General features: G+C 61.1%; 17 protein-coding genes. 6 read left to right on the forward strand and 11 right to left on the reverse strand.

All coding sequences use genetic code 11. The features are described from left to right. The 10 genes from B2J89_RS18080 to B2J89_RS18125 all read right to left on the reverse strand — a co-directional run. A partial coding sequence (locus tag B2J89_RS18080; protein ID WP_169170341.1) for a CpaF family protein occupies positions 1–1,307 on the reverse strand: 1,307 nt, incomplete at its 3' end. Positions 1,308–1,354: 47 nt separating this feature from the next. Further along, positions 1,355–2,506 carry an AAA family ATPase gene (locus tag B2J89_RS18085; protein WP_169170342.1) on the reverse strand — a complete coding sequence of 384 codons (1,152 nt, stop codon included), beginning with the start codon at positions 2,504–2,506 and terminating at the stop codon, positions 1,355–1,357. Positions 2,507–2,523: 17 nt separating this feature from the next. Beyond that, entirely contained in the window at positions 2,524–2,967 is a 444-nt protein-coding gene (locus tag B2J89_RS18090; protein ID WP_169170343.1) for a TadE/TadG family type IV pilus assembly protein, read from the reverse strand. Beyond that, positions 2,964–3,392: a TadE/TadG family type IV pilus assembly protein gene (locus B2J89_RS18095; RefSeq protein ID WP_169170344.1), complete on the reverse strand. Its 429-nt coding sequence runs from the start codon at positions 3,390–3,392 to the stop codon at positions 2,964–2,966. The genes B2J89_RS18090 and B2J89_RS18095 overlap by 4 nt, the downstream gene beginning before the upstream one ends. Positions 3,393–3,402: 10 nt before the next feature. Next, positions 3,403–4,728 carry a Tad domain-containing protein gene (locus B2J89_RS18100; protein WP_169170345.1) on the reverse strand — a complete coding sequence of 442 codons (1,326 nt, stop codon included), beginning with the start codon at positions 4,726–4,728 and terminating at the stop codon, positions 3,403–3,405. A gap of 364 nt (positions 4,729–5,092) precedes the next feature. After that, positions 5,093–5,308 carry a Flp family type IVb pilin gene (locus B2J89_RS18105; protein ID WP_169170346.1) on the reverse strand — a complete coding sequence of 72 codons (216 nt, stop codon included), beginning with the start codon at positions 5,306–5,308 and terminating at the stop codon, positions 5,093–5,095. 168 nt (positions 5,309–5,476) lie between these two features. Beyond that, on the reverse strand, positions 5,477–5,749 hold the full coding sequence (locus B2J89_RS18110) for a hypothetical protein (RefSeq protein WP_169170347.1): 273 nt from the start codon (positions 5,747–5,749) through the stop codon (positions 5,477–5,479). A gap of 20 nt (positions 5,750–5,769) precedes the next feature. Continuing rightward, a complete protein-coding gene (locus tag B2J89_RS18115) occupies positions 5,770–7,320 on the reverse strand; it encodes a type II and III secretion system protein family protein (RefSeq protein ID WP_169170348.1) in 1,551 nt (516 codons plus the stop codon). Positions 7,321–7,345: 25 nt separating this feature from the next. Beyond that, a complete protein-coding gene (gene cpaB / locus B2J89_RS18120) occupies positions 7,346–8,197 on the reverse strand; it encodes a Flp pilus assembly protein CpaB (RefSeq protein WP_169170349.1) in 852 nt (283 codons plus the stop codon). 30 nt (positions 8,198–8,227) lie between these two features. Beyond that, a complete protein-coding gene (locus B2J89_RS18125) occupies positions 8,228–8,812 on the reverse strand; it encodes a prepilin peptidase (protein ID WP_169170350.1) in 585 nt (194 codons plus the stop codon). Between the two features lie 582 nt (positions 8,813–9,394). Between B2J89_RS18125 and B2J89_RS18130 the strand changes: the two genes are divergently transcribed. From B2J89_RS18130 to B2J89_RS18140, 3 genes are all read left to right on the forward strand, one after another. Beyond that, positions 9,395–9,865, forward strand: a complete 471-nt coding sequence (locus B2J89_RS18130) for a hypothetical protein (RefSeq protein ID WP_169170351.1) — start codon at positions 9,395–9,397, stop codon at positions 9,863–9,865. 60 nt (positions 9,866–9,925) lie between these two features. After that, entirely contained in the window at positions 9,926–10,522 is a 597-nt protein-coding gene (locus tag B2J89_RS18135; RefSeq protein WP_206041333.1) for a hypothetical protein, read from the forward strand. A gap of 207 nt (positions 10,523–10,729) precedes the next feature. After that, the gene (locus B2J89_RS18140; protein WP_240965074.1) at positions 10,730–11,425 is read left to right on the forward strand and encodes a hypothetical protein; all 696 of its coding nucleotides are present in this window, start codon (positions 10,730–10,732) and stop codon (positions 11,423–11,425) included. Between the two features lie 245 nt (positions 11,426–11,670). On the opposite strand, the gene B2J89_RS18145 is transcribed toward B2J89_RS18140, so the two are convergent. After that, positions 11,671–14,346, reverse strand: a complete 2,676-nt coding sequence (locus tag B2J89_RS18145; protein WP_169170352.1) for a bifunctional acetate--CoA ligase family protein/GNAT family N-acetyltransferase — start codon at positions 14,344–14,346, stop codon at positions 11,671–11,673. A 191-nt stretch (positions 14,347–14,537) separates the two neighbouring features. Between B2J89_RS18145 and B2J89_RS18150 the strand changes: the two genes are divergently transcribed. The 3 genes from B2J89_RS18150 (at position 14,538) to B2J89_RS18160 (ending at position 17,164) form a co-directional block, all read left to right on the forward strand. Then, positions 14,538–15,920, forward strand: coding sequence for a GGDEF domain-containing protein (locus B2J89_RS18150; RefSeq protein WP_169170357.1), 1,383 nt, complete (start codon positions 14,538–14,540; stop codon positions 15,918–15,920). A 90-nt stretch (positions 15,921–16,010) separates the two neighbouring features. Continuing rightward, on the forward strand, positions 16,011–16,478 hold the full coding sequence (locus B2J89_RS18155) for a CopD family protein (RefSeq protein WP_169170353.1): 468 nt from the start codon (positions 16,011–16,013) through the stop codon (positions 16,476–16,478). Between the two features lie 185 nt (positions 16,479–16,663). Further along, positions 16,664–17,164 carry a MarR family winged helix-turn-helix transcriptional regulator gene (locus B2J89_RS18160; protein ID WP_169170354.1) on the forward strand — a complete coding sequence of 167 codons (501 nt, stop codon included), beginning with the start codon at positions 16,664–16,666 and terminating at the stop codon, positions 17,162–17,164. The last annotated feature ends 76 nt before the right edge of the window (positions 17,165–17,240 follow it).

A 17,240-nucleotide genomic window follows, 5' to 3' on the forward strand; every position in this document is an offset into this window, starting at 1 on the left:
TCCGCAAATTTCGGCCTCACGCCGGTTGCCTGAAAATGGCCTTGCACCTCGCCTGTTGCACTGATGCCGGTTTGCCTGAAAGTGAAGATTTCCTGCATGGTGATGATTTCGCCTTCCATGCCGGTAATCTCCTGAATGCTGGTGATCTTGCGTTTTCCGTCAATCAGCCGCAGCCCCTGGATCACGACCGTAATCGCCGATGCAATCTGCTGCCGGGCGGCCTTGTGCGGAAGGTTCAGGTTGGCCATACCGATCATGTTTTCCAGCCGCGACAAGGCATCGCGCGGCGTGTTGGCATGGATGGTGGTCAGCGATCCTTCATGGCCGGTGTTCATGGCCTGCAGCATGTCCACCGCTTCAGCGCCGCGAACTTCGCCAATCACGATACGGTCAGGTCGCATCCGAAGGGCGTTGCGCACCAGTGCGCGCTGGGTAATTTCACCCTTGCCTTCAATATTGACGGGCCGGGTTTCCAGTCGGACCACGTGCGGCTGCTGCATCTGCAGTTCGGCCGCATCTTCGATGGTGACGATGCGCTCTGACTCGGGGATATAGCCCGACAAAATGTTGAGCAAGGTCGTCTTGCCAGCACCGGTGCCGCCCGAGATGATCATGTTGACTTTGGCTTTGCACAGACCTTCCAGCATGAACGCCATTTCTGGCGTCAAGCTCTTGAGTTCCATCACCAGGTTTTCCATTCGCAGTGGAATATGGGCAAACCGGCGAATCGACATCATGGGGCCGTCCAGCGCGACCGGCGGAATCACCGCATTGACGCGCGACCCATCTGGCAGCCTGGCATCCACCATGGGGCTGGACTCATCAATGCGCCGCCCTACCAGCGACACGATTTTGTCAATGATGCGCAGCAGGTGCTTCTCATCGGTAAAAGTGACGTTGGTCAGCTCCAGCCTGCCCTTGCGTTCCACATAAATCTGCTGGTAGGAATTCACCAAAATATCGGACACCGTGGGGTCGGCCATCAACAGTTCAAGCGGCCCGAAGCCGAGCATTTCATGCTGGATGTCGCGGATCAGCGTGCGCCGCTCAATGTCATTGATGGCGGCTTGCTCCTCAATGAGCAGGCGTTCCACCATGGTGGCGATTTCCTGGCGCAGCACGACGGGCGACAAATTCTCCAGCGCCGCCAAGTCAAACTTTTCGACCAGCTTCAGGTGCATCTGGCCCTTCAATACCTTGTAGGCCTCACTGGCCACGTGGCCCTGATTTGCATCGTTGACGGCATGAAGCGGCCGCGGCGCAATGGGTTCTGCAGCGACGGCATTGAGTTTGTCTCGGAAGGACATTTTTTAACTCCCATTCAATGGAAAAAAACCAAGGGCAGCGCTGCACTTCATGCCCGCCGAAACAAACGCCCCAGCAAACTACGGCTGTCTTCCTGCTTCGGGCTGAGCGACACGGCAAACTCCGCCAAACTTTTTGCCACCGTATTGGAAGAGGCCATTTCGGCCAGGGCGTCGCCCTGGTTGATAGACGCATTCACCTCTTTGTACGAATTGGGCACGGTACGCAGGCTGACAGTGCCGAGCGAGCGCTGAATGCCATCAAGGCTGATGTCTCCCCCTTTTTCAAAGCGGTTGACGATCATCTCGATCTTGTCTTCCGGGTAACCCAGCGACTTGAAGACAGCCAAGAGCTTGCTTGCATTTCGGATTCCGGGCAGTCCGGCCTGCAACACCGGAAAGATGCGGTAAGCCCGGTCCAAGGCCTTGATGGCCAGTGTGTCCAGATTACGGCCCATGTCCAGCAGCACAAAGTCATACTGGGTCACAGCCAAACCCAGGATGGCATCAATATGCTCGGGCTTGATCTCCATCGCTTTCGTCAGGTCTTCAGGCGCCGCCAGAATGCTGTAGTTGGCAGAAATTTTGACGGTGCTGGCGGAAAGGAAAGACGCATCCAGACGACTGATGTCATGGGCTACATCCGCCAAAGTGGAAGCTGGCTCGCCGTCGTGCACGAAAGACAGGGCATCGCCAAATTGCAGATTCAGATCCACCAGCAGAACCGTGTTCGTTTCTGCCAGCTGGTAAGCCAGATTGGTCGCTATGAACGTGGCCCCGCTTCCGCCTTTGCAGGGTATGAAAGCCAGTACCTTGCCCAGGCCCTTGGGTTTGGTGCTGATCAACTTGGCCGCAATGCGGCTGACTGCGGCCTCCAGCGCGTCCGCGGTCACCGGTGAAGGCAGAACTTCGCGCACGCCCGCCCGCATTGAGTTGATCAGGAACTCCGGCGTCTGGGTCGCGCAGAGCAGAATGACCGCGATTTTGGGATGGTGGGTAGTGACATATTCGACTTGAACCAGTTCATGCGGATCGCAGCACATGCCATCCACCAGCATAAGGTCCGGCTGCTCCTGTTCGGCCACCGTGCGCATTCTGCTTTTTCCACCATCAAAGAGCGTGACGGCGTGCGAATGCGCTTGAAGCACCTTGCTCATTTCTTGCAGATGATTCTTGTTAGGGGATATGAGGGCGATTTTCATGGTGACTTACCTAAATATTATGAACAGATGGTGCCGCTGTTCGGGTCTTGCCGCATGATTTCTCGCGTCAGGAAGGTGGAAAAAGAAGGCATCCGGATGACTGACAGTTTCGCAATTCCTGCGATGGGGGAAATCCATTGGTAATCGAGGTTTGTAATCGTCAGGGTGACGCCTTCGCAAGTGGCTGGTGTACAACCCACAGGTATCCAGTCGAGGTTGATGGTCTGGATCTGCGGCAATATCGCCTTCATTTTTAAAAGAACCTGGGCTGAATTTCCGGTGTCATCGCAAACGACTGCATACCTCGCTCCTAATCTGGTGGCTTCGTTTGCTGCATTCCAGGTGAAAAGCATTCGGCTGAAGTCGATGATCCCCAACAGGAACGTCAGGAAAATGATCAGCACCAACGCGAACTCGACCGCGGTGGCGCCCGATTGCCGTAATTTAAGAGCGGTATTCATAAATAGCTCCTCATGGTGGCGGTGACGTCGGAGAAACGGATCGCGCCGAAGGGGATGCCAAAGACACTGGGAAACAGTGAATTGAAGGTGTAGCCCTGGATGCGCACGGTGACGGTGTTGATCACCGGATTGGTTCCGGCGGTCTCCCAGATCGGATCCGGCACTTGCGTGGTCTTGAGGCCGATGGCCAGTGGTTTTCCTGTGTTGGAAAGACTTCCATACACGATGAGGTTCCGGGCCTCGGTAATTTTTGTGCCTGGGGTCTGAAGCGACAGATAGCGGGCGGCATCACGTACGGATTTTGTCAGCGTGTTGTACTGGTACATTGCCCGGCCAAACTCGGTGGTAATGATAGATAGCAGTAGCAGGAATGGCAGGATCAGTGCAAATTCAACCAGTGCCACGCCTTTTTGTCGTTCATTCATGGTCTTACTCCTATCGGACTAGGGCAGGCACCAGCGGCCCGGCCGCACCGCCGGGCATGCCACTGAAGCTGCAGGGGCTTGTCAGAAGACTCGCGTTTCCAATGAACTCAAGCTTCACGTTAGCCATCGGAATGCTGAGCGGCTGCAGCATGAGCATGCAGAGGAAGTCGATAACTTTATTGCTGTTATCGGTGACGGGCACCGTGACGATGCGCCGGTTGGTTCCCCAGGCCCCGTGGCTTGAGGGGCCGTTTCCGGAAGCGGCCAGATCCTTGAAGCTGTTCAAGCTGATGCCGGTAATTGACTCGCAGCTGTTAGCCCCCTTGAGATTGCCGTTGGGTGCGCAGGCGCCGAAACTCGCCCGTTTGGTCACGAAGTTCTGGGCCGTTGCATGTGATCCCGCAGCGGGTGTTCCATTCCAGGCGTTGTTATGAAAATCACCGTTGATTGCAACTGTGTTTTTCCAGTTAGTCGCTGTGTACGAGTAGCCGCTGAAATCCGGACGCATGTAGCTCGGATCTGTCCTGAAGTCAGGCAGCTTCTTATAGATGCCAAAACGGTAGTTCCAGTCTTCGGCAATCGTTGTCTGCGTGCCTGGCGTGCCTAGCACGTCGTTGACGCGGGTGCCGCATTTGCCATTCATTTCCGCCCTTGTCTCCGACGCACTGTTCGAGCCATCAAGGTTCGCCCAGCCGATGTAACCGCCCGGGGTCGCACCCTGAGTTGTCAGTACAGTGACCCACTCTCCGGGAGTCAAACCGTAGTTCGGTGCCGGGCAAGCTACTCCAGAACCAGCGGGACATTCCTTGCGCTTGAAAGCCACCGGTATCGGGCAGGTGGTCTGACCGTGAGCACGCGTCGCAACGGCACTGGCCATCACGTTACGGGTACTAGGGAAATCGGTGGTGTTGCCGGAGAAGGCGCCCATCGCTTGCATCAGCCACATCTGGATGGCGGGCTGAATGTGCTGGCACTGCACGTACTGGGAAACTGTGGGGTCTGTCGTGGTCAGATAGGCCGAATCCTTAAAAGTGATTTCGGCGGCCGCCAATTGCCCCTTCCCGCTCCAGTTCACGGACTGTAAGTTGACGCGGTTCAGGTTGCCGGCGGTCAGGCCCGCGCTTTTGGCCCGGTCGATGGCAGTGGGCTGTAAGTCGAGCTCCTGGGCCGCAGCGAGCGCGCAGCTGTCCATGGCCGTTTGCAATTCTGACTTGACAATAAAAAGGCGGCCAAAATCCAGCGCAATACCTATGAACCCCAGCAAGAAGAGCAAGAGCAGTGCGACGGTGACGATGACAGCCCCCTGCTGCTGGTGGCGATTGGCTAGGCTACGCATGAGAATGCCTCCTCTTCGCGCTGTTGCAAGACGGTTATGAAACTTGATACATGGCCCGTTGTCAGGCCTGCGGTGACACAACTAATAAAGACCAAAAGCTGGCGCCTATCGTCGAAGGCTGGAGTGCCAAAACGAGGCCAATCTAGATAATTTAAATAATCAATGCATAATCAATCACCTGGGCACCATTTTCTTCTTTTATAAATTTTGCGAACACGAACCCTCTTCACGAAGACAAAAGTCAGCGATTCGCATCAGGTCCATTCTGAATTAAATAGATAATCTTGAGGTTACAGTTTTCAGGCAAGTGGATTCGCGATCATTAAAGATTGCGAAGCCACTGCCATTTTTATACTGCGTTCGGTCAGCAGCCGGTAGCGGCACCGGTTAAGCAAGCTCCGACGCGAGTGACAAAACTTGCAAAGCCATCCTTGAGACTAGGAGATGGGCCGGCAAGTGCCAAAACCAATCCAATCGAGACTACTGCGATGATCAGCGCGTATTCGACCACTTGAGCACCTTCCTCCTCCTTTGCAAAGGAACGGATGGATCTGTTGACTTGAGCGAGGAATTGATTCATTTGAGAGCCTCTTAAAGTTAATTGAAAATTTAAATAATCCACTGCGGCAATAAAATTAGTTTCACTACATGGGTCACCCTCCTGTCCACTGATTTGCAAAAATAAAACATTTAAATAAATAGCCTTGCCTTATATTTTTTAATAATTCAACCCGTGGCTTATGGGTTGCTATTTACCTCCTCCAATTCCTCCCCCAATATTGATCACATTAACCGCTGGCGGTGGCGCCTTATAAGTTCCCTGGTAAAGAATCATCGACTCCCTAGCCGATTTGCCATCCATTCCCAGCACCTGATCTGGATTTCTGCCAGCGTCAGGGTTAATAATCATTTTCAGCTTGGCTTCACGAACGGCATCGCCAAACTTCGCGTCGTAGTTGGGCGTCACGGAGGCGCACCCTGTCAGCAGGATGAGCAGCAGGGCGATTGCAGGCGTGTTCATGATTTTTCCCTCTTACTGGACTAGTTGCGAAGGTCGGGAGCAGTTGCGGGCGCTGGAGTAGTAGGAATTACCGCTGGAGCTATTGCTGGCGATGCACCTTCCAAACTGCCATTGAAAATCACTTCAGCGCGGCTCGGCACCACATGGTTGTCGGTCGGCAGCCTGGGCATTTCCGCCAGCGGTTTGACCAGCCGGGGGGTCACGATGAACAGCAGCTCGGTCTGGTCATTCTGGAATTCGGTACTGCGGAACAAGGCGCCCATGACCGGCACTTCTCCCAGGCCGGGAAAGCGCTTGATGGTTTCGGTGAGGTTGTTCTTGATCAGTCCGGCAATCACGAAGCTTTGGCCGTCGTTGAGTTGCACCGTGGTATCGGCCCGGCGCACCGTGAGCGAAGGCAAGATAGAGGTCACGCCGTTGACGCTGGTGAAAGGCGAGCCGGTCTGCAACAAGTCAGAGACTTCCGACACCATTTTCAGATTGACCCGGGTGCCATCGAGCACGGTCGGCGTGAACTTGACGCCGATGCCGAACTCCTTTTCTTCCAGCGTGATAGTGGTGCCGCCAGCGTCTCTGGTCTGCGCGACCGGAATGAAAATCTTGCCGCCCGACAGGAAGCTGGCGGATTGGCCACTGATGGCCATGATGTTGGGCTCGGCCAGCACCCGCACCAGGCCATCGTCTTTCTGGCCATCGAGATTGAGCGCCGTTCTGCCGACCCGCAGCGCCTGCAGCAATCCGCCGCCATTGCTCAAGAAATTGGACAGCAAGGAGAAGCTGTTGGCGCCGCCATCACTCGAGCGGTTGACGGCGACACTGGCACCGAATTTATCGAGCAAGGTCTTGCTGACCTCGGCAATCTTGACCTCCAGCATGACTTGCTGCGGCGTCGAGATGCGCAACAGGTTGACGACCTTTTTGCCGTCGCCGTAGGCGGTGGCCAGGCTCATCACTTCGTCGAGCCTGATGGCGTCGCTGACCCGGCCGGTCAGCACAATGGCGTTCTCGGCGCCTTTGACCTTGATGCCGGTTTCTTCAGGCATCAACTCGGCGAGCTTGGACTGCAGCGTGTCCGGATCAATGGTGACGATGATGTCCTTGACCACGCAACGGCCATCGGCACTCTGCAGGATCACGTTCATGGAGCCGGCTTTTTTGCCCAGAAAGAACAGTTCTCTGGGGCTGAGCAACGTGATCTCCACATCTGCCACGCCATCCGAGCCTTGTGTTGAAGCTGGCACTGCCGGTGCATTGGCTGGCATTCCGGGGACCGCCTTATCGTTAGCCGAAACCGCCCGACCTGCGCGGCTGAATGAATGCCCGCCGACGAGCATGCGGGATGCGGGGTAATCCAGCTGTATGACGCGCGACTTGCCGAGCGCCATGTAGGTGGGAGGGTCGACCCTCGCCTCGCCAATACAGGGCTTTAAACCTGACGTCGCGCGTGGTGTTTGGTCGACGGTCGGGTTCGTGGTCGGATGAGTGGCTGCAACTGCTTTGTCTTGGCTGAACGATTGGCCGGTCAGGGCCAACACGACAAGAAAAATCAGGCTCTTATATTTTTTATGCATTTTTATTTGCTCCCTCTTTTTTTATTTAGAAACAGTTGATAAATCGGGAACCGTTCTGAATCACTTCGACACATTCGGCCGCTGGCTGCGCGGCCGGTCTGGCTATCACTGCTCTTGGCTTGTTAACAGGCGTCGTGGTAGCTGCCACTTTCATGGCGGCGGGTGCCACTTCCTTTTCGCCGAAAAGCTGGCTCTTCGTAATGCCGGAGGTCGCTACGGTTTTCTTGTCAATCTGGTTGCGCAATACCAATGACAGGGTGCCGACACTGCGGGCCAGGTCGAGTTTTTCGGAGTCTTCGAGCGACAGCTCCAGGGTGACGGCGCTGACAACCTTGGGTTTGGTGTCGTCCCGGCTTGACTCCTGGGCCACGGCCAACACCAGCACATGCTCTAGCACGGTCTTGCTGATCTGTTTGCCTTCTTCGCCCTTGCCCTTGTCTTGCTGGGCATTGACCATGACATCGACGTAATTTCCAGGAAGAGCGAAGCCGGCCACGCCGACGACGTCATTGACGCGCACGGTCATCGCCCGCTTGCCTTCGGCAATGACGGCCGAAAGACCGCCTTGGGTACCTGCAGGGGCCAGCTTGCGCTCCAGCACCGCGTCGCCTCTCAGCACGCTGACTTTGACGACCCGGTCCTGCAGTTCGTTGATGTCCTTGAAAGAGCCTTCCGGGATGGAACCGCTGGGCCAGTCCGTCGATGTCAGCATTTGCGGATTGATCTTGCTGCCCATTTCAATATCGACCGCAGCGACGACGACTTTGTGGGAGGCAATATTCGATTGCCGTGCTGCCCAGCCTGCTGCATAGACTGCCGCTGCCAGACCGACCATCAAGGCAAGAAACAACAATCCGAGGGCTTTAATATTTTTCATTGCTGTCTTTCATGGGCTTGAGTGAACGATTTATGCGTAACCTAGTTGCTTTGCCACGGCGTACGTCATTGTTCCAATACTGATGCAGATGCCATACGGCAGTTTTCCTACCGATTTTTGTGCATCTATCTGCACTTCCGGCTTGAAACCGCCAACGGCCGAAATCACCACCATTTGCACAGTGTCCTTGACATTAAGCAGCATGCGTACCAATGCCTTGGCATATAGCGCAAACGCCAATGCGGCTATACCACCCACAATGAATGAAAAAATGACGGCATACAAGATATCGGTCACACCCAGGAAAGCACCCACCATGGCCATTAACTTGACATCCCCGGCACCCATCACTCTCAATGCGTATAAGGGAAGCATGATCAAAAACCCCAGCACGAGCCCTCCCAATGCCCAAAAAAATCCATGGTCGCGTGAAAACGGCACTATCGCGCTGTAAATCAATCCAAAAATAATACCGCTGACAGTTAACCAATTGGGAATCTTGTAGGTACGATAGTCGTTCACAGAAGCCGCTACCAGAAATATAAACAGAACGGCGGTGCGCGGATCCTTGATGAGCGCCACCAGGAGTTCCATTAAAGAATAAAATTCTTGCATGATCTACCCTTGCATTTCTTTGGACAGCGCGAGAAACGAAAGTGCGCTAACCACCGCGATAATAGCCCCTATTAATATGCACTCTATAAGCGATACGCCGGACTCGCCCTTTAAAAACTCCACAACGGCATGCAACAGATGGCCGACTGATTGCATATATATCTCCAGTTTGGTATATTTTTGATTTTTATTCACTCCACCTGGAGACAATGCTCTTGCGGATAAATTAAATATAGCCACGCAAGGAATGGGAGCATGGGCATTGAGCCCTTTTTTGATTAGGCCAAAGCGCCTTTTTTTAGGCGCATGGGTAGTACAAATCTACTAAGGTAAATTGGCAAAACATCCCTGGTCCAACAGGCATCAGCGTCTAGTGGCGTCCTCGCGGCCGGGGAGCCATCCAAGCTGGCGGATATCTCCTACACGCTCACGGGCGCTTTTTCCGCTGGCCCGGACAGCGCCGGGTAGCACACTGAAAGTTCGAACTGGGAACAGGCCACCGCCCCCGTGGCACACCGTTCCCCACCGCGCCCTGCGGCCTGCTTCTGGTTCGTTTACCCACTTTCGGACAAGGAGAAAGCCATGTTGAACGCATCGATCAAAGCCATGTCAGTGGGCGCAGCCCTGGCGCTGGCAGCCAGCGGCGCCTTCGCCCAGACGACCCCGAGTACGAGCACACAGCCTCCTGCCTCGGTCGGTGTCACACCGCAAGACGCGTCCCAAGCCACCCAGAACGCTGTGCCGCGCTCGGACACCGGCACCGTGGTGCGCACCGACCAGTCAGCCGCCGACCGCGCCCGGGACGCCGCCAACCAGGTCCAGAACCGCACCGGCACCGGCACCGGCACTAGCACTACCAACACCACCACCGGCACGACTGGCAATGCGGGCATGTCCGGCAGCACCAGCGGATCGATGGGAACGGGCTCCAGTGCATCGAACATGGACACCAACACCAACAACACCACGGGCGCCATGAGCTCCGACATGAACAGCAGTGGCCAGCGCATGGGCGCCTATGGCACCCGGCGCGCCCGTGCAGACCGCAACTGACGGCCTTGCTGTACCCCGTCCCAGCCTTTTTTCATCCCTGTTGACCTGAGAGGAAAAGCCATGAACACGCCTTACAACCCGACCACCGACACGACCGGCATCAACTCCACCACCGGCACGACCACCACAACCACCCCCTCGGGCAAGCTTGTGACGGGCCTGTTCCCCGACCGCGACAGTGCCGAGGCCGCATACAACGCAGCGAACACCCGCGGCTACTCCAAGGACGACGTGAACCTGGTGATGTCCGATGAAACCCGCACCCGCCACTTTGGCGACACGACCGCGGGCAGGGAAACCGAGCTGGGCAACAAGGCAGCCGAGGGCGCAGGCATTGGCGGCGCCATTGGCGGCACCGTGGGCGCGGTGATCGCGGCCATTGCCGCCGTGGGCACGACGCTGGCACTGCCCGGCCTGGGTCTGGTGATTGCCGGCCCGCTGGCAGCGGCCGCCGCAGGTGCTGGAGCGGGTGCCGCCGGTGGTGGCCTGATCGGCGCACTGATCGGCTGGAACATTCCCGAAGAGCGCGTCAAGCACTATGAAGAAGGCATCAAGCGCGGCGGCATTCTGATGGGTCTGCGCACCAAGTCGGACGACGACGCCGCCTATCTCGAAAACGAGTGGCGCAACAACCGCGGCGAGCACGTGTACCGCTGATCGGCAGTGCACCGGCCGGCCAGGCACGCGCCGGGGCGCACCGCCCCGAGCGCTCTGGCATAGTAGACACTGACCTTGGCGGTTTGATAGCCGTTCGACGGGCGGCCATTTCACACGAGATGGCCGCTTTTTTGTGAATTGTGTGGAATGCTGCGCCACCTGCGTGCGCCACAGAATCGTGAATCTGACGTTTCGTTGCCCTTTCCCATGACACTGCCCTGCTCCTCTTCTTGGCTCCATTGGATCCGTGCGTGCACGGTGCTGGCGGCTGTGGCGGCCGGGTGCGGCGGCGCCGCGCAGGCGGCACCGGCCGGCGGCAGCGCCACCATTCCCCGCGCAACGACCGCGGCGCAGCCCGCGCTTTCGTCCGAGGCGCGCGCGGTGGCCCACTGGGTGCGGCGCAGCGGCAACAACGCGCGGCTGCCATTCGTGTTGGTGGACAAGCGCGCTGCCGCGGTGCATGTGTTCAGCGCCGACGGCACGCTCCAGGCATCAGCCCCCGTGCTGCTGGGCCTGGCGCGGGGCGACCGCGCGGTGCCCGGCATCGGCGAGCGGCCCATGTCCCGCATCGCACCGCACGAGCGCACCACGCCTGCCGGGCGCTTTGTCTCCGAGCCGGGGCGCAACCTGCAGGGCGAGGACATTGTCTGGATCGACTACGACGACGCGGTCTCGCTGCACCGCGTGCGCGCAACCAACCCGGCCGAGCGCCGCCTGCAGCGCCTGGCCAGCGCCACGCCGGCAGACAACCGCATCTCGTACGGCTGCGTGAACGTGCCCGCCGCGTTCTATGACCGCTTTGTGCTGCCCCACCTGGGCCATGCGCCGGGCGTGGTCTATGTGCTGCCGGAGATGCAGTCTGCGGCCTCGTTTTTTGGCTTCGACCCGGTCGCGGCACGGTGACAGCGCAGCCCACAAGGCATCTGGACGGCGGCCGCCATGCCCTCCGAATAAATCATGAAATAGGCCTCTAACGCAGGCCCATCAAGCGCTAGAAGCTCTCATTTAAAGAGCACAAAAGCACTGGCGGTGCCACCGATGCGTGTGGCAATGCGACACGCGCACGGCTTTCCGCGCTCCCGACCGTGCTCCGCCACTGGACGACGGGCAAGCGCAACGGCGCTGCCAAGGGCGCGCAGGGAATCCATTCACAGCCGGTGCGTCACGAGCTTGAAGTCGGCATCCTCGGCAAAAGGCTTGATGGCAAAACCCAGATTGCGCATCAGGCGCAGCATGCTGGTGTTGTTGGCCAGCACCAGGCCTTCGATTTCCGCCAGGCCGCGGTCACGCGCCACGTCCATGATGCTGAGCATCAGGCGCGAGCCCAGTCCCTTGCCGTTGAAATCGTCGGCCACCACCAGGCCGAACTCGCAGCTGCTGTGGTCGGGGTTGGTGACGTAGCGCGAGACGCCCACCAGGCGCTCGGTTTCGGTCACGGTGCCGTCGGCGGCCACCTGGCGCTCACGGAAGATGGCGGCAAGCGCCATCTCGCGGTCGTAGTCGATCAGCGCAAAGCGCGCCAGCATCGAGGGCGGCAGCTCGACCAGCGATGACACGAAGCGAAAGTAGCGGCTCTGCGGCGACAGGCCCTGCACCAGCGCCTGCAGCTGCGGCGCATCGTCGGGGCGGATGGGGCGCACGGTGTACTGGCCGCCGTCGCGCAGCGGCCAGACATGCTCGTACTGCGCCGGGTACGGCGGTATGGCCAGATGGCCAAAGCCGCTGCTGTCCTGCGCGTGCCCGATGACGATGCGCGCGTCGACCGCCACCGCGCCGAACTCGTCGACGATCAGCGGGTTGATGTCCATCTCGCGCAGCGAGGGCAGCGCGCACACCATCTCCGAGACGCGCAGCAGCGTCTGCTCCAGCACCTCGCGGTTCACGGCCTGGGCGTTGCGCCACTCGCCCAGCGTCTGCGCCACGCGCGAGCGCTCGATCAGGTGGTGCGCCAGGTACTGGTTGAGCGGCGGCAGCTCCATCGCGCGGTCGTTGATCAGCTCGATCATGGTGCCGCCCGCGCCAAAGGTGATGACCGGGCCGAACGGCTCATCGCTGACCATGCCGATGCAGATTTCGCGCCCGCGCTGGCCGCGCGCCATGCGCTGCACGCTCACGCCGTTGATGCGCGCGCCGGGCTGCGCGTGCGCCACGCGCTGCACCATGTCGTTGTAGGCGTCGCGCGCCGCCGAGCCATTGCGGATATCGAGCGCCACGCCGCCCACGTCGGACTTGTGCGCCACATCGGGCGAATCGATCTTGAGCGCCACCGGAAAGCCCAGCTGCGTGGCGATCATCATGGCCTCGTTGGCGCTGCGCGCCAGAACGGTCTGCGTCACGGGGATGTGGAAGGCCGCCAGCAGCGTCTTGGATTCGATCTCGGTCAACACATGCCGCTGCTCGGCCAGCACGCTCTCGATCAGCAGGCGCGCGCCGGCGATGTCGGGCTTGGCCAGCGCGCTCAGCGAGGTCGGCGTCTGCTGCAGCATCTTCTGGTTTTGGTAGAACGAGGCGATGTCGCCAAACGCGCCCACCGCCGCCTCGGGCGTGCGGAAGGCCGGCAGCGCCGCCTCGCGCAGCACAGCGCGCGCCGGCACCACCTGGGCATCGCCCATGAAGCAGGTCAGCAGCGGCTTGGACATCTGGCGTGCGGTCTGCGCCAGCGCGCGCGCCACGCCGCTGGCATCGGCGTTGCTGCGCGGCGAATAAATCGCCAGCACGCCGTCGACCAAGGGCTCGGCGCTGGCCGCCTCGACCGCCAGCTGGTAGTGCGCCGGCGTGGCGTCTTCCGATAAATTGATCAGGTCGCTGAGCGAGGCAAGCGGGGGCAGCTGTGGCGCCAGCGCCTGCGCGCGCGGCCCCTGCAGCGTGCCCAGGTCGAGGCCGATTTCATTGACCCAGTCGGCCGCCAGCACCCCCGGGCCGCCACCGTTGGTGACGATGGCCAGGCGCGGGCCGACGGCGCGGTAGCGCGAGGCCAGGCACTTGGCGGCCGAGAACAATTCCACGAACGAGCGTACGCGCACCGCGCCCGCGCGCCGCAGGGCGGCATCGAACACGTCGTCGCTGCCGACGATGGCCGCGCTGTGCGTGAGCGCCGCGCGGTTGCCGGCCGGCTTGCGCCCGGCCTTGAGCACGACCACCGGCTTGGCGTGTGCGGCCGAGCGCAGCGCGCTCATGAATTCGCGCGCATTCGAGATGCCTTCGAGGTAGACGACGATGCTTTGCGTGTGCGGGTCGCTGGCCAGGAAGTCGAGCACCTGCGCGATGTCGAGCGCCGTTTCGGGCCCGAGCGACACCACCGACGAAAAGCCGACGCCGTTGTTGCCGGCCCAGTCCAGGATGGCCGAGGTCAGCGCCCCCGACTGCGACACCAGCGCCAGCGGGCCGGCATTGGCCAGTGGACCGACCGCGCTGGCGTTGAGGCCCAAGACCGGGCGCTGCAGGCCCATGCTGTTGGGGCCGAGCAGGTAGATGCCCTCGCGCTGGGCGATTTTCTTCAGCTCTGCGGCCTCGGCCGCGCCCACCCCGCTGGAGATGACCAGCGCCGCGCGCGAGCCAATGCGCGCGGCCACCTCCAGCGCTGCCGGCAGGTCCTGCGCCGGCAGGGCAATGACCGTGAGGTCGGCGCGCCGCTGCGCCAGGTCGGCCAGCGTGCCGCTGGTGTGGACATCGAGAAACTGCAGCGTGCCCTTGAACTTCTGTGCCCGCAGCGCGCTGTGCACGGCCCGCGCCTGGGGCGTGAGCTGCTCGGGGGCCTCGGAGCTGCCAGCCAGCACGGCGATGGACACTGGCGTGAAAAGGGGGGTGAGGTAGTGTTTGTCCATGGCGCGGTCGGCGGTCGGTGGAAGGCCGGCGCTCTGCCGGCGGGCACATGGCATTCTGCCTTGCCCGCAGCCAGCCCTGGCCGCACGCTTGTCACGCCAGGCGGGCACAATGCCGCGATGCCCGTCCGCTCCATTTCCCGCCCCACCGCCCGCTGCGCCGCGCCCTGAAAATGTCTTCTCGCTCCGCCGCCATGCACCGCCTTTTGTCCACCAACCTCGCAGACCTGCTGCTCGACGCCGTCTGCATCGTCGATGTCGAAAGCCGCATCGTTTTTGTGAGTGCGGCATTCGAGCGCATTTTTGGCTACGCCCCCGAAGAGGCCGTGGGTCTGCGCATGTTCGATCTGGTGCACCCGCACGACCGCGAGCTCACGCGGCAGGAAGCGCAGCGCGTGACGGACGGCGGGCTGCAACTGGGCTTCGAGAACCGCTACGTGCGCAAGGACGGCCGCATCGCGCACATCCGCTGGACCGCGCGCTGGGTGGAGACCGAGCAGGTGCGCGTGGCTGTGGCGCACGACGTCACCGAGCGCAAGCACACCGAGGCGCTGCAGGCCGCCGTGTACGCGATTTCCGAGGCGGCCCACACGGCCGAAGACCTGCTGGCGCTGTTCGAGCGCATCCACCAGACCCTGGGCGGCCTACTGGCGGCACAGAACTTTGCCGTGGCGCTGTACGACGCCGAGCGCGACGAGCTGAGCTTTCCTTATCACGTGAACGAACGCCATGCGGCGCCCCCGCCACTGCCGCTGGGCGCGGACGCGCTGTGCGCCCAGGTCATCCGCAGCGGGCAGACCTTGCTGGTCACGCCCGAGACCGCTGGCGCAGCGGAGGCAGCGGCGGCAGCGGCGCCCTATTGGCTCGGCGTGCCCCTGGCAACGCAGCGCGGCGCCATCGGCGCGCTGGTGCTGCAGGGCTATGGCGAGGACGCGCGCTACACCGAGAAGGACAGGGATTTGCTGCAGTTCGTGTCCGCGCAGATCGCGTTTGCCATCGAGCGCAAGCAGATGCATGCCCGGCTGCAGCACATGGCGCAGTTCGATCAGCTCACCGAGCTGCCCAACCGCCAGCTCTTTCTCGACCGCCTGCGCACCGCGCTGGCCCGGGCGCGGCGCGACCACACGCGGCTGTCGCTGCTGTTCCTGGACCTGGACCACTTCAAGCAGGTCAATGACACCCTCGGCCACGCTGCGGGCGACCTGCTGTTGCAACAAGTCGCCCAGCGGCTGCTCGGCTGCGTGCGCAGTTCGGACACGGTCGCGCGCCTGGGCGGCGACGAATTCGTGGTGCTGCTCGAAAGCGGCCCGTCGAGCGGCCACGCAGACAACGTGGCGCAAAAGATCCTGGCCGCATTTGCCGCGCCCTTTACGCTGCCAGGCCAGCGCGTGGCCATCGTCCCGAGCATTGGCGTCGCGGTCTACCCCGACCACGGCAGCGAAGCCACCACGCTGCTGGCCCACGCCGACGCGGCGATGTACCAGTGCAAGAGAAACGCCGCTCCCGCCGCGTGGCGGCCCGTGAGCACGCCCGCGCCCCACCCGAGCTCCCACGGCGGCGCCAGCACGGCCGCCTGAAGCCGTCCCCGCCACGGCCGGCAGGCTGCGTCGGCCGGCCCCGACATCCATGCATCCCGCCCCACCAGGGCCTCTTTTGAAAGCTCCCCCATGCTCTACGCCACCCTCAAGCTCATCCACCTGCTGGCCCTCATCGTCTGGATCGGCGGCATGGTGTTCGCCCATTTCTTCCTGCGCCCGGCCGCGCAGACATTGCCTCCCGCGCTGCGCGTGCCGCTGATGCTGGGCGTGCTGCAGCGCTTTTTTGCCGCCATTGGGGCCGCGGTGGTGCTGGTGCTGGGCACGGGGCTGTGGATGATCGGCCGCGTCGCCAAGGAGGCCGTGCAGTCGGGCGGGCAGTTTTCGATGCCGCTGTCGTGGACCGTGATGGCCACGCTGGGCCTGGTGATGATGGCGATTTTTGGCCACATCCGCTTTGCGCTATTCAAGCGCCTGCAGCGCGCCGCCGCCGCGTCGGACTGGGCGGCGGGTGGCCAGGCGCTGGCGAGCATCCGCACCTGGGTGGTGGTCAACCTGTGGATCGGCGTGGCGATCGTGGCGGTGGTGCGGCTCGCCTGAGTTTGGATTCCAAAGTACCTCCAGACCAATACCAACAAGCGCGGAAAGCTATCGATTAAATAGCGAATATGCCCCGCCCCAAGGTATCCGATCCCTGTCGGCGCGGCGGCAAAAAAACCCCGCAGGGCTCCCGGGCATCAATTCATGTCGAGACAATCATTGTCTAGGCAAGTAAATTGCGCGCCATGTCCCAACCCGCTGCGGCGCCCCGCCCTTTCTATGAGCCCGGCCAGTACACGCCCGACCAGAGCGTGGGCTACCTGATGCGCAAGGTGCTCAGCTCCATCCTGTCGCAGGCCGATGCGCAGCTTGCCGCGCACGACCTGACCTATGTGCAGTACCTGCCCCTCTACAAGCTCATGCGCTGCGAGAGCAACACCGTGGCCAGTCTCGCGCGCGACCTGGAGATCGACCCCGGCGCCATGACGCGCGCGCTCGACCGCCTCGAGGCCAAAGGCCTGGTGCGCCGCGAGCGCTCGACCGCGGACCGCCGCGTGGTGCACCTGGTGCTGACGGATGCGGGCCGCGAGGTCGCCGCCAAGGTGCCGGGCGCGCTCGCCGAGGTGCTCAACGGCCACCTGAGCGACTTCAGCCACGGTGAATGGCAACAGCTGCTGCAGTTTTTGCAGCGCATGCTGGCCAACGGCGAAGCGCTGCGCCAGTCCACCGGCAAGCCGGCCGGCTAATGCTTTCACTCCCCAAGACGCCCATGCCCTCCCCGTTTCCTTTAACCGCCGCTGCGCTGCGACGCCCCGCCGCCCT

Source organism: Acidovorax sp. SRB_24 (assembly GCF_012931925.1).